The following is a 12,938-nucleotide window of genomic DNA, read 5'->3' on the forward strand; positions in this document are numbered from 1 at the left end:
TATTCTGCCTTTTTGCTATAATACGACCTAGCTTTAACATCTGCTGTTTCGTGCGGCAAGGTCCGTAAGCTTTGGTAATAGAAAAAATGGAAGGTGAGAAGTATAGGGGGAATCCGAAAATAATTACGCTAAAGGCAGTCGACAAAAGTAATTGGGTAGAATGTGCTGAACTTCAACCGAGCCCTGAGCAACAAAGGTTTATGGTATCTAACCTTTACTCAATTGCGGAATGTCAGTTTTTGGATGGGTTTTTATCTAGAGCGATTTATAATAATGACGTATTGATTGGTTTTACGATGTTTGGTTTAGACCCGGATGACGGGAATTACTGGATTTACCGATTTATGATTGACGAAAGATTTCAAGGCCAAGGCCATGGTTACCATGCAATGTTGCTGGTTATTGACGAAATAAGGAAAGCCAGTAATCGGACTGATATGATCATGATTGGATATAAACCAGACAATGAACTTGCTAGAAAGCTATACAGAAAATCTGGTTTCAGTGAGGAAGGAATATCACCCTGGGGAGAAATGCTTGCGAAGTATAGGTTTGCCTAGTTAATGGTATGATGACGCACCTCCAATGCACCGCTGACCGGGATTGGAGGTGTTTTTGTATTTCAGTATTATATTTTTAAAGGAATCGCTTGGAAAGTGTAGAAGCTTGGGGCGCAGTCTGGTACACTAGATTAGTTACAAGATAAGAATAATTTCTGCCGCAGATGTTTGTGATGCGGATTTTTTGAGTTGGATGCGCTTCAGGCAAGGGACCGATGGTTCAGCGTGTGAATGATCGGACAAGATGATAGAGACAGATAGGCTTAAGAAATAAGATTCTTAGTAGGTTTCCATATCCCTGACTGAACATAACCAGCTTTGGAATGAGTGGATGGAATATTAATGAGATTACCAAGTAAGCAGCATAGCTGCCCTGAAAACAACGATGCTCCAATGAGGGACCATTCGTTTTCAGCATATAGGGAGGGCAATAATGAAATCAGCAGTACGAAGAGAAGATGTCGAGCTTCTGGCACCAGCAGGTGACTGGGATTGTATGCGTGCGGCGGTAGCGAACGGAGCCGATGCGATCTTTTTTGGAGTGGAAAAGTTCAATGCACGGGCACGGGCGAATAATTTTCGCATGGATGAATTGCCCGAAATTATGGCCTTTTTGCATAGCTACGGAGTTAAGGGCTTTTTGACATTCAATATACTAGTATTTGAAAATGAGCTGGAGGACGCTAAAGAGCTGGTTGATGCCTGTATTGATGCCGGTGTCGATGCCCTAATTGTTCAGGATATGGGCTTGGTGAAAATGATTCGCGACATTTCGCCGGATTTTCCGATCCATGGTTCTACTCAAATGACGATTACCTCGCCGGAGGCTGTAGAATTCACGAAGCCGTACAACATGGAACGTGTTGTGCTGGGGCGTGAAAATAATCTAAAACAGATTCAAAAAATTGGCGATCAAGCAAGGCTTCCGATGGAAGTATTCGTGCATGGAGCGTTGTGCGTATCTTATTCAGGCCAATGCCTGACTTCAGAAATGTGGGGCGGACGCTCTGCAAACCGTGGTGAATGTGCACAGGCATGCCGTTTGCCTTACGATTTGATGGTGGATGGAGAGCAAAAGCCGATGGCCGATGTGACATACCTGCTATCCCCCAAGGATTTGGCAGCCATTGATTTGATGCCAGAACTGATTGATGCAGGTGTGGTTTCCTTTAAAATCGAAGGGCGACTGAAAACGCCTGAATATGTAGCGAATGTGGTTAGCAAATATCGCAAGGCCATTGACAAGTATTTTGACGGCGATACGTCCAAGACGAGCAAAGAAGATATCCGCGAGCTGCAGCAGAGCTTTTCACGCGGCTTTACACACGGGTTTCTGGAAGGAACGAATAACAAAAAGCTGGTGGACGGTACGTTCCCGAAAAGCCGGGGCGTGTATCTGGGCCGAGTGGAGCAAATCCTACGTGATGGTGTAGTATGCCGTATCGACGCCCCGCTCAAGCGTGGCGATGGTATTGTATTCGATGCAGGAGATCCTACGCAAAAAGAAGAAGGCGGACGCGTATACGATATCCGCCGCAAGGGCGTGAAGATTGAAGGCGAAGCTGGAGAAGGCTGGATCGTCGACATCGTAGCGGGACGCAACGATGTGGATCTGCGCCGTGTGCACGTGGGCGACCGTATTTGGAAGACCAACGACCCGGCGCTGGACAAGCGTCTGCGCCAGTCGTACGAAACCGAAAAGCCGTACCGTGTCTTCCCGGTACATGTGCGGGTCAGCGGCTCCCCAGGACAGCCGCTGTCGACATGGTGGACCGACGTGCAGAAAGGCACAACGGTCCGCGTGGACTCCGAGTTGGAGCTTGAAATCGCCCAGAAGCGTCCGATGACGCACGAACTGCTCGAAGAGCAGTTCGGCCGACTGGGCGGAACCGTGTTCCAGCTGGAGGAGTTGGACGTCCATCTGCATGGGGACGTCATCGTACCCATGCGCGAGCTGAACAGCATCCGCCGTCAGGCGGTGGAACTGCTCGCGGGCGAGCGCCCCAAACCACCCGTATACACGAAGCGGGCGGTAGAGGTGTATGGCGATGCAGCAGCTCCGGCATCGTCTGTGGCACGTGGTCAGGCAGAGCTGACCGCGCTGTGCCGCAGCCTCCCTCAGGTGGAGGCTGCGCTTGAGGCCGGCGTGGAGTTCATCTACGCCGACTTCGAGTTCATCAAGCAATTCCCGGCAGCCGTAGAGGCTGTGCACGGCGCTGGGCGCCGAATTGCGCTGGTGACTCCGCGTATTCACATGCCAGGCGAAAACGGATATCACAACAATATCCTGCGCCTGCAACCGGATGCTGTGCTGGTACGCAATCCGGGAGCCTTGTATTTTTACATGAGTCATCGCTTGGAGAACCCGGATGCACATCATCCGCAATTGATTGGCGACTTCTCGCTAAATATCGCCAACCATAAAGCGGCTGATCTATTCCTGGATTCCGGCTGTGACCTGGTAACACCGTCGTATGACCTGAATATCCAACAGATGGTCGATATGCTGGGACGTACACGTACCGACAAGCTGGAGATCGTCATCCAGCAGCATTTGCCGATGTTCCATACCGAACACTGCGTGTATTGTACTTTTATGAGTGAAGGAACAGACTACACCAACTGCGGTCGTCCATGTGAGGATCATCGCGCATCCCTGCGTGATCGTATTGGGATGTCTCACCCGGTTCGTGTGGACGAAGGATGCCGTAATACGGTGTACAACGCGATTGAGCAATCAGGCGCGGAATACCTGTCTAACTTCCTAGAACTAGGCGTGTCCCGTTACCGCGTGGAATTTTTGGAGGAGACACCAGAGCAAGTTCATGAGGTTATTGATCTCTATAACCGTGCTTTGCGCGGTGAAATCAGCGGAACACAAGTATGGAAGACACTGAAAGCGACGAATCAGCTAGGGGTTACACGTGGGCAATTGGTGAAGTAACAAGGCTGCTATAGAAAAAGCGAAAAGGGTATGTGCTTTGACAGCACATACCCTTTTCTATTTACTAGTTTATATAAAAAATTACCATTGAGCCTCTTATTGCTATACTTTTTGGGCGCTTGTTTTCTTAGAAAAAACAATAAATTTTTGTCCAACATAATTAATTAAAGTATAAAAAACATTCCCGATTAGAATAGACACGTTGCCTAGAATCTCATTATTTTTAATGCTCAAACTTGAGATCAGGTAGTGACTGATTAGATAGCTGAGACAATACGACAGTATATAGCATATCAATATAATAGAGATGAACTTCCAAATGGTCTGTCCATGGTTTGCATCATTTTTGAAGGTAAATCTTTTGTTTAAGAAATAGCTTACAGTGGCGCCTACAGAATTACCGATAAAGGTCGATAACCAGTAGTTAGTCTCTAAAATATTAAATAGCAAGAACATGACGGACATGCCGCATATTGTATTTAGAACACCTACGACAAGAAAACGGAAAAAACTATTCTGAAATAAAGTCAAATTAGTCACCTGTTCGCATCTGTTATTGGACCGCTACAGCTTCCCTTTCACTATTATTCACTTTCTTTGTGTTTTCAGTATCTAAGGTGCTCTGGGAATCTAAAATAGTCTCAATAATATATTTAGGTCTTTGTTTTACTTCTTTATATATTTTACCGATATACTCGCCAATGAGTCCGAGTGCGACGAGTTGTAGACCACCTATAAACCAGATGGACAACATTAGAGAAGACCAGCCCCAAACGGTGGTACCAAGGAACTTGCTAATAAGGGTATAGGCAGCTATTAATAAGCTTATGCCAAACATTCCAAAACCCACAGCCGAAATAAGCCGTATCGGGGTTACGCTAAACGAGGTGATTCCATCGAAAGCAAAAGCGAGCATTTTCTTTAAAGGATATTTGGATTCACCTGCAAAGCGTTCGTGTCGATCGTAATACACTTCAGTAGACTTATAACCTATTAACGGAACTAGACCACGTAAAAAGAGATTTACCTCTTTAAAATTGGCTAATTCCTGGAGAACCCTTTTGCTCATTAAACGGTAATCTGCATGGTTGTATACGATATTAACGCCCATTTTACTCATCAGACGGTAGAAGCCTTGGGCTGTTGAACGTTTGAAAAATGTATCGGTAGTTCTACTTTTTCGCACCCCATACACGATGTCATTACCTTCTTTGAATTTTATTATGAATTCTCGGATGGCATTGAGATCATCCTGTAGGTCAGCGTCAACGGATATCACACAATCTGAGGTTTCTTTAGCTTCCATTAACCCAGATAATAGAGCGTTTTGATGGCCCGCATTTTTCGCCAATTTGAGACCACTGACAAAAGGATTTTTTAGATTATATGATGCGATGATGTCCCATGTTTGATCACGGCTACCATCATCAACAAACAACATTTTACTATGTTTAGAAATGAGTTCGCTCTCAGCCAACTCTTCCAGAATCACCGTAAGTCTGCTTATGGTTTCAGGCAGTACTTCTTCTTCGTTATAACAGGGAATAACTAACGTTAAAACAGGGTTACTGATTATTGAATCCAAAGAAACTCTCTCCTCAAATTTTGGCTTATCTGGTACTCAAATTTCTATCTTTTTTAGTCTATAATATGGTTTACTTAAATTATATAACAATGCAATGACTAAGTGCTATAATAAACTATTAGCAATTTCCAAACGTTACTCAAACTATTGAATAATTTAGTAAGATTTGTCGAAAAGGAGTTTTACCTATGAAAATCCGTAAAGCAATTATTCCTGCTGCGGGACTAGGAACCCGGTTCCTTCCTGCGACGAAAGCCATGCCTAAAGAGATGCTTCCCATTGTAGACAAACCAACCATTCAATATATCATTGAAGAAGCTGTTGCATCTGGTATAGAAGATATCATTATCGTTACTGGTAAAGGCAAAAGGGCGATAGAGGATCATTTTGACTACTCCTTCGAGCTGGAGCATAATTTGACCTCAAAGGAAAAATGGAACCTGCTCAATGAAGTACGCAAACCATCAGAGATGGCAGATATCCACTATATTCGTCAAAAGGAACCTAAAGGCTTGGGGCATGCCATCTGGTGTGCACGTAAGTTTATTGGTGATGAACCTTTTGCCGTCCTTTTGGGTGATGACATCGTAGAGTCTGAGAATCCATGTCTCAAGCAGATGATTGACGTGTTCGATGAGTATCAGCGTTCTATTGTAGGTGTAAAACAAGTCGATTGGAACGAGGTACATCGTTACGGGATTGTTGAAGGCCATGCACTTACTTCTAAAATCTCTGAGGCGGAACGATTAGTAGAAAAGCCAAAGAAGGAAGAAGCCAAATCCAACTTGGCGATCATGGGACGTTATATCTTGACGCCTGACATTTTCGATATCCTGGGTCAGCAATCTGCAGGAGTAGGCGGGGAAATTCAACTGACGGACGCATTGTCCAAACTGGGAGAAAAGAACCCTATTCTGGCTTATGAATTTGATGGCAATCGCCACGATGTTGGCGAGAAGCTGGGATTCATTGAAACGACCATTCATTATGCTCTACAGCATAACGAGATTAAGGATGAAGTACTGGCTTATATGAGACAGGTAATTGAAGAGATTGACCAACAAAAATAAACATCTCACTAAATCGAACTATGCTTTGTCAATATAAAAAAAGAGACTATCAGTATGATGTAACGTCATCTGATAGTCTCTTTTTTTCTTAACTATTTCTCCGCTTTCAACTGTTCAATCTGCTCCTTCTCCTTCGGATCAGCCTTAATCAGCTTATCGTACAATGCTTGATCGTTTTGGCCCTGCTGTTGTAGGGCAACAATGTAATAGCGAGCGACCTCACGGTTTGTAGCATCGCTCAGATCGTCCTTCAAGCCGTTTTTGAGGATGCTTGCAGCCTCAGCAGGCTTGCCTAACATGAATTCAATTTTGCCCGTACTGAGCGCAATACCTGGAGTTACTTCAAAAGTACGTGTCAACTCGATTTCAGGTGGAACCGTCTTAAGATGAGCTGCCCCATCCAGGACCTGCTGATAAGCAGTAAGACCTGCTTGGAAATACTTCTGTTCCTTGGTGGTGTCCTTCTGTTCACGTGCCTTATTACCAATAGTGTAGGCTTGAGTAATCAACATGTTGTACCAGTCATTGTCCCACTTAAAGTTGGAAATGTTATTTTCCAAAATACTGTAGGCTTGCTCATTCTCACCTTTTGCTTTTAAAAGGTTAACTTTGGAGTTATACATGATTTTATTATACGGTTCAGCCTTCAGGCCCGTATTAAGTACCTCTATTGCAGCGTTATAAAATTCTTCTTTTTTCGTTTGATCATACACATTCTTGTACAGTGCAGCCAATCTTATAACCGAATCTGGATGAGTAGGGCGAAGCTCCAGATCTTTATTAATAGCACTTTGAATTTCTTCAAATGATGTACTTACCGCCATAATCTGTTTGGCAGTTGTGGCAGCATTGGCCGATTGCACGAAGCGAAGACCTGAAAAAAGCACCACGATGCTTAGAACGCCAATGACGGCACTATACATGATTCGGAATCCCGAAGCATTCATAGACAGACGTTTAAGCGGCTTGCTGTCCATAGCAGCGGCCATACCACCGAGACTCACAAATACCAATATGCCCATGAACACGTAACTAAGATTAAAGTCCAGCAAGCTATGAAGTAAGATCGAAAGTGCCAAAATGAGATATAGGAAGTGAGAATACCGTTCTTCATCATTTTGTCTAATATAGTTACGGATATATTTATAGAAAATATATAAGATGAATGACATGAAAATTACGAAACCGAGAATACCTACTTCAACTAAATACTGCATGAAAAAGTTATGGGCCTGACGGCTTGTATAAGGATAATCTTGATATTTCTCGTATAAAGTTGCCCAACCGCCACCGCCGCTTCCGATAATAGGGTGTTCTTTAATCGATTTGGCAGCATCCTGATAGAATACAAGCCGCTCCAGCACACTATGCTGGCGGAAATTGATGTTTTCTAACCGGACCTGTACGTTCTCCGGCAGTACGCTACGCAGGCCAGTTCCCATCAACAGAAAAGCCAGCAAGCCAATCACCACAACTGACCCGACAGGCAACCACAGATTGGATAACTTGCGTGAGGTCCATCCTTTGAGAGCATTCTCCAGCTTTGGAGCCAAATAACGTTCAACAAGCCACAGTACGACAGCTACAGCCAGGGAGACACCAATAAGTAATCCCCAAGCCTCGGCAGCCTCTCCGCCGTTGTAAGTCTTATTGAGTTGTAATCCCATATTTGTAATCGGCGCCAAGATAGATATTGACGCTAAACCAGCAATGGCGCAATGCAAAATCCATATAATTTGGCGTGCTGGTTTAAAGAAAAGCAAAAGAATCACGAACACGACAGGTAGCATAACCAGACCGCCCCGTGACAAAGTCAGGAATAGCGAGACTAGAATAGGCACCAACATGAAGCCGTGGATAGCCTTGCCATACCATAGTTTTGATTTCATCAGACAGAAAACGGCAGCGAATAGGAAAGCCATTAGAAAGGCCGCATATGTATTCGCGTATTGAAACACTGATGTCAGCCGGAGACCATTTGTATCTGTCATAACTGCATTGGTATAGCGATACTGATACACATATTGGGTAAACCAGCCTACCATCTTGCCGGCAAGCACCCACTGTCCGAACCAGTTAATGAAGCCAAAGCCTACGATGATATAAGCAATAGTCATAATCAGGTTGTGAATAATCTTATTGCCTAAGCGATCCTGTAGTAGATAGATTGAGATAATAAACAAAGCGGCATAGATGCACTGTACCACCACCATATTCATGGCCAGGTAATGTGAAGCTGCTGAAGTCAGTGAAAGCACATAAGACAGGGGAAGCAGCAGTACTAATACAGCCAGCCAATCCCTTTGCTCTTCCAGCTTGAATTTCTTATAATAAGATACGATTGCCAGGATCAATAGAATCGAGGCGATGATGACAGCCCAATAGAGCGGTTTTTCAAAATCGAGCATTTGCCCATTAAAGAGTGCAGCTTGGAAGGGAGACCAAGCAAAAAACAGAATCATGCCAACAATTAACACCCAAAACATAGCCGGCCTTTTATCGTCACGGGTCGACGTTTTGGCCTGTTTCCCGTATACTGGATTCGACAAGGTTTACAATCTCCTTTTCTTGTAGATACGTCAACATTTTAGCATATAGTAGCTGTCAGAGCCATATCGCAAGAATAAACTTCCCACATATTTACATTGTTGTATTGTAAGAGACTTACCAAACCATGTTTAAGGTCGTGACACACTCGTATGAATTTAACTCAAAACTTTTCGAAAAATTTAAAGTTACTTTGGGAATTGTCTAAAAAGGATATACAATCTAGGTACCTTGGTTCATTTATGGGGGTACTCTGGGCTTTTATACATCCTATGGTATCTATACTTGTTTATTGGGTCGTATTTCAGGTTGGTTTTAAAAATGTACCTATTGGTGATACACCCTTTATACTTTGGTTACTAACAGGCATGGTGCCGTGGTTATTCTTTTCGGAAAGCTTGTCAACTGCAACCAATAGTATTATTGAAAACAATTATCTGGTAAAGAAAATTGTTTTCCGAGTAGGCTTGCTACCAATGGTAAAAATTTTGGCTGCTCTTTTTGTCCATGTGTTTTTTATCATCGTTCTTTTCATTATGTTCAAAATATACAATGTTGAATTTACGATGTATAACATTCAAATCCTTTATTATTTATTGGCCACCATTCTTCTTTCTTTGTCCATTTCTTACATAACAGCGACATTGGTTGTTTTTGTAAAAGATGTTGGTCAAATTGTAGGAGTGTTTATTCAATTGTTTTTCTGGCTTACGCCAATCTTTTGGAATTTGAATATTGTCGAGGATAAGTATCAGTTTTTCTTTAAACTTAATCCTGTTTTCTATATTGTTGAAGGATATCGTGATACCTTTATTAATCACAAATGGTTCTGGGAGCATCCATCCATGACGATCTACTTTTGGGCTATTGTGATCATCGCAGGTACGATAGGAATCAAAATTTTCAAAAAAATGAAATCTCATTTTGCTGATGTATTGTGAGGAGAAGAGTATGACTCAAACAGAATCAGTTGCTGTAGAAGTTAATAATGTCACTAAAATATATAAAATATATGATAATCCCAATGAACGTTTAAAAGAGGCTATTCATCCTTTTAAAAAGAAATATCATTCTGATTTCAAAGCCATAAGTGACCTTTCCTTTTCTATTAAAAAAGGGCAAGCGATTGGCATTATCGGTAAAAATGGTTCGGGCAAATCGACTCTTTTAAAAATGATTACAGGCGTAATTACGCCTACCCATGGAAGCATAAAGGTGAATGGGAAAGTTGCGGCTCTGTTGGAACTCGGTGCTGGGTTTAATCCGGATTTAACTGGAATGGAAAATATTTATTTAAATGGTACGCTTATGGGCTACAGCAAAGCAGAAATGGATGAGAAGGTAGAAGATATTACATCCTTTGCTGATATTGGGGACTTCATTAATCAACCAGTCAAAATGTACTCCAGCGGTATGTTTGCCCGATTAGCCTTTGCAGTAGCCATCAATGTTGATCCAGACATTTTGATTGTGGATGAGGCCTTGTCTGTTGGAGATATTTATTTTCAGGCCAAATGTATCACCAAAATGAAGGAGCTCTCTAAAAAGAGTACAGTTTTATTTGTCTCTCATTCCATGGATACCATTAAGAGTTTTTGTGATACAGCATTGCTTATTGATAAGGGACACATGGTCGAAATTGGTCCAGTGAAGCGCGTAGCACAAATTTATGAAAATATTATTAACCAGGAAATTGCAGATATGAAGCGTGTCCAATCTTTGGATACATTTGTGAATTCCGAAACGGATAAAAAGAGTACGCTGTTGTTGTTAGAAGAGGATCCTGCTTTTGCAAAACGTGCCAATGAGTTTCGTTCTGGAACGGGAGATGCACGTTTTATAAGGGCAGACTTGTTAGTCAATGGAGAAGTGGTAAACCAGGTCCCTTTTGGCGAAATGGTTACTTTGCGTTTGCTGGCACAATATTATAAAGATATTGATTCCGAGGGAACCATTGGCTACATGGTTAGAAACCATACTGGTGTAGATGTGTTTGGCATGAATATCTACAATAAGGCCAAATTAGTCCCGAAAATGCAAGCAGGGGGCATTCTTGAGGTTAACTTTAATTTCCGCAATCTTTTGTCTGAAAGTGGTAAATACACCATTTCTATTGGCTTAAAGCCTAAGCCGTTTGAGCCTCTTTATTTGGATAGCGTAAGTATAGCGGCTGTTTTTGAGGTTCCTAAGCCAGAGAATAATTACGTACCAGGTTTAATATTTGTAGATAATACAATAGATTTGCAAGTTATTAATTAAGGCTGGTGATAAAATGTGTGGGATTTTGTTTTCTAATGTAGCTATAAATAAAGAAGCATTTCTTAATTCATTAAATATAATGAAGCATCGGGGGCCTACGGCCCCGCTTTGTGTATACCAGCATGAAAATTTTATGCTTGGTCACAACAGATTAAGCATTTTAGATCTGGATCAGAGAAGTGATCAGCCCTTTTTTTCTGATGATGGAAGATATGTGATTATATTTAATGGAGAAATCTATAATTATAAAGAATTAGCTTCTACTTATTCAATTCAAATGAGAACAAACTCAGATACTGAACTTTTATTGAAGCTTTACATTCAATATGGTCCCCAAATGTTGAATTGGCTTAATGGAATGTTCAGTTTTATTGTTTTAGACGTCCAGCACAAATCATTTTTTGCAGCACGAGATCGTATGGGAGTAAAGCCGCTTTATTACAACAAGAATGGTGAAGAGTTCATTTTTAGTTCTGAAATTGCTCCATTGCTCCCATTAGTTCACAACGTTTCTTTAGATCAAGCAGCTGTAAGACAATATAAAAAAAATGAGATGTTTTTTTAATAATCGTACTGTCTATAATGAAATAAAAGAGTTTCCCCCAGGATATTACTATGAGAATGGCGAATTTATTAAATATTGGGAACTTGATTATTCAGAGAAAGAGCCGCCTTCTGATGAGGAACTTGAGTTTTTAATTCGTTCTGCAGTAGAGTACCGCAAGATCGCAGATGTTGAAATTGGAAGTTACCTTAGCGGAGGCTTGGATAGCACGATTATTACTGCACTCGCTGGAGTAGAGCATACTTGGACTGTTGGCTTTGAAGATTATAATGAGTTCGAGTGGTCTGAAATCGCAGCAACAAGATATAACACTATTCATCACCCGATATTATTTGATCCTGATCGCTTTTTATCATTAGCTCGTGAACTGGTGATTGTAAAAAAAGAGCCTCTGTCTGTGCCCAACGAAGTGTTGCTGTATCATATGACACAACAAGCATCTGCTAAGAACACAGTCATATTAAGTGGAGAAGGCGCTGATGAGCTTTTCTTTGGATATGATCGTATCTTCAGATGGGCTAGTAGCACCACAGACTTTGATATCCGAGCCTTTAGTGATCTCTACACCTATGGATCGGAAGATGATTTAGAGATTGTAGAAGATGCATTGGCACCTTTTATGAAGTTAAAGTCCCCTCAAAAAATCGTAGCGGCATTCTTTCAACAAGCCCATTTGCGAGGGTTGCTCAAAAGGCTGGATAGTGCCTCGATGTTAAATTCGGTAGAAGCAAGATCTCCTTTCTTGGATTACAGATTAATTGAAAGGCTTGCAGGGGTAGACGCTCAGTATAAGATGAAGGATGGAGTTGTTAAGGCTCCGCTCAAGAGAATTTTTAAAGACATTATCCCAGCAGAGATTGTAAACAGAAAAAAGGTAGGTTTTCCTGTTCAACTTGAAAGAGTCCTATCTTCTGAAAAAATTGAAGGGAAGACGACATTCGACAAATGGTTTAACTTCAATTTAAATACGTTAGGAGAAATCTTATGATTATCGGCTATACTTCCGGAGTCTTCGATTTATTTCATATTGGACATTTGAATTTGTTGAGAAATGCTAAGTCACTCTGTGACAAACTCATTGTGGGTGTGACCACAGATGAGTTGGTTTCATATAAGTACAAAAAAGCGGTCATTCCTTTTGAGGAAAGAATTGAGATTGTTAGAAATATCAAATTTGTTGATACTGTAATTCCTCAGGACTCCATGGATAAATTTGAGGTTTGGCAAAAATTAAAGTATGACGTAATGTTCGTTGGTGATGATTGGTTTCAAAATGAACGTTGGGACCAGTACGAGTTGCAGTTTAAGGAAGTTGGAGTGAAAATTATATATTTTCCCTATACGAAGAGTACATCATCAACTTTACTGAATGAGACATTACTGAAATTAAGAAAATAAGTGGATTTTT

11 protein-coding genes are annotated in these 12,938 nt (G+C 41.7%); 8 read left to right on the forward strand and 3 right to left on the reverse strand.

What is annotated here, in order from left to right; genetic code table 11:
• Window positions 1-86: 86 nt before the first annotated feature.
• Both C400_RS0114680 and C400_RS0114685 read left to right on the forward strand, forming a co-directional pair.
• A complete protein-coding gene (locus C400_RS0114680; RefSeq protein WP_017427431.1) occupies window positions 87-560 on the forward strand; it encodes a GNAT family N-acetyltransferase in 474 nt (157 codons plus the stop codon).
• A 433-nt stretch (window positions 561-993) separates the two neighbouring features.
• Window positions 994-3,504 (forward strand): U32 family peptidase, encoded by a 2,511-nt coding sequence (locus C400_RS0114685; protein ID WP_017427432.1) that lies wholly within the window; start codon window positions 994-996, stop codon window positions 3,502-3,504.
• Window positions 3,505-3,606: 102 nt separating this feature from the next.
• Here C400_RS0114685 and C400_RS0114690 read toward each other — a convergent pair whose 3' ends face one another.
• Together C400_RS0114690 and C400_RS0114695 are read right to left on the reverse strand one after the other, a co-directional pair.
• Window positions 3,607-4,044, reverse strand: a complete 438-nt coding sequence (locus tag C400_RS0114690) for a GtrA family protein (protein WP_225164815.1) — start codon at window positions 4,042-4,044, stop codon at window positions 3,607-3,609.
• Between the two features lie 13 nt (window positions 4,045-4,057).
• A complete protein-coding gene (locus C400_RS0114695) occupies window positions 4,058-5,089 on the reverse strand; it encodes a glycosyltransferase family 2 protein (RefSeq protein ID WP_017427433.1) in 1,032 nt (343 codons plus the stop codon).
• A 188-nt stretch (window positions 5,090-5,277) separates the two neighbouring features.
• Between C400_RS0114695 and galU the strand changes: the two genes are divergently transcribed.
• On the forward strand, window positions 5,278-6,159 hold the full coding sequence (galU, locus tag C400_RS0114700) for a UTP--glucose-1-phosphate uridylyltransferase GalU (RefSeq protein ID WP_017427434.1): 882 nt from the start codon (window positions 5,278-5,280) through the stop codon (window positions 6,157-6,159).
• A 92-nt stretch (window positions 6,160-6,251) separates the two neighbouring features.
• Here galU and C400_RS0114705 read toward each other — a convergent pair whose 3' ends face one another.
• On the reverse strand, window positions 6,252-8,708 hold the full coding sequence (locus tag C400_RS0114705) for an O-antigen ligase family protein (protein WP_017427435.1): 2,457 nt from the start codon (window positions 8,706-8,708) through the stop codon (window positions 6,252-6,254).
• 150 nt (window positions 8,709-8,858) lie between these two features.
• On the opposite strand from C400_RS0114705, the gene C400_RS0114710 reads away from it, so the two are divergent.
• From C400_RS0114710 to C400_RS0114725, 5 genes are read left to right on the forward strand one after another with little or no spacing between them, the layout of a single operon-like run.
• The gene (locus tag C400_RS0114710; RefSeq protein WP_026065453.1) at window positions 8,859-9,647 is read left to right on the forward strand and encodes an ABC transporter permease; all 789 of its coding nucleotides are present in this window, start codon (window positions 8,859-8,861) and stop codon (window positions 9,645-9,647) included.
• Between the two features lie 10 nt (window positions 9,648-9,657).
• Window positions 9,658-10,965: an ABC transporter ATP-binding protein gene (locus C400_RS0114715; protein WP_017427437.1), complete on the forward strand. Its 1,308-nt coding sequence runs from the start codon at window positions 9,658-9,660 to the stop codon at window positions 10,963-10,965.
• Window positions 10,966-10,978: 13 nt separating this feature from the next.
• Entirely contained in the window at window positions 10,979-11,530 is a 552-nt protein-coding gene (locus tag C400_RS27900; RefSeq protein ID WP_232795374.1) for a hypothetical protein, read from the forward strand.
• Window positions 11,514-12,518 carry an asparagine synthetase B family protein gene (locus C400_RS0114720; RefSeq protein WP_232795375.1) on the forward strand — a complete coding sequence of 335 codons (1,005 nt, stop codon included), beginning with the start codon at window positions 11,514-11,516 and terminating at the stop codon, window positions 12,516-12,518. Before C400_RS27900 ends, C400_RS0114720 begins: the two co-directional genes overlap by 17 nt.
• The gene (locus C400_RS0114725; protein WP_016822980.1) at window positions 12,515-12,928 is read left to right on the forward strand and encodes an adenylyltransferase/cytidyltransferase family protein; all 414 of its coding nucleotides are present in this window, start codon (window positions 12,515-12,517) and stop codon (window positions 12,926-12,928) included. Before C400_RS0114720 ends, C400_RS0114725 begins: the two co-directional genes overlap by 4 nt.
• Window positions 12,929-12,938 lie beyond the last annotated feature (10 nt).

It is taken from the genome of Paenibacillus sp. ICGEB2008 (assembly GCF_000307675.1).
Classification (GTDB): Bacteria; Bacillota; Bacilli; order Paenibacillales; family Paenibacillaceae; genus Paenibacillus; species Paenibacillus polymyxa.

Excerpts from the sequence above, each read along its gene's own strand:
- C400_RS0114710 (WP_026065453.1), top strand. The coding sequence starts at position 8,859 with ATGAATTTAACTCAAAACTTTTCGAAAAATTTAAAGTTACTTTGGGAA.
- C400_RS0114720 (WP_232795375.1), top strand. The coding sequence starts at position 11,514 with ATGAGATGTTTTTTTAATAATCGTACTGTCTATAATGAAATAAAAGAG.
- galU (WP_017427434.1), top strand. The coding sequence starts at position 5,278 with ATGAAAATCCGTAAAGCAATTATTCCTGCTGCGGGACTAGGAACCCGG.
- C400_RS0114715 (WP_017427437.1), top strand. The coding sequence starts at position 9,658 with ATGACTCAAACAGAATCAGTTGCTGTAGAAGTTAATAATGTCACTAAA.
- C400_RS0114725 (WP_016822980.1), top strand. The coding sequence starts at position 12,515 with ATGATTATCGGCTATACTTCCGGAGTCTTCGATTTATTTCATATTGGA.
- C400_RS0114680 (WP_017427431.1), top strand. The coding sequence starts at position 87 with ATGGAAGGTGAGAAGTATAGGGGGAATCCGAAAATAATTACGCTAAAG.
- C400_RS27900 (WP_232795374.1), top strand. The coding sequence starts at position 10,979 with ATGTGTGGGATTTTGTTTTCTAATGTAGCTATAAATAAAGAAGCATTT.
- C400_RS0114685 (WP_017427432.1), top strand. The coding sequence starts at position 994 with ATGAAATCAGCAGTACGAAGAGAAGATGTCGAGCTTCTGGCACCAGCA.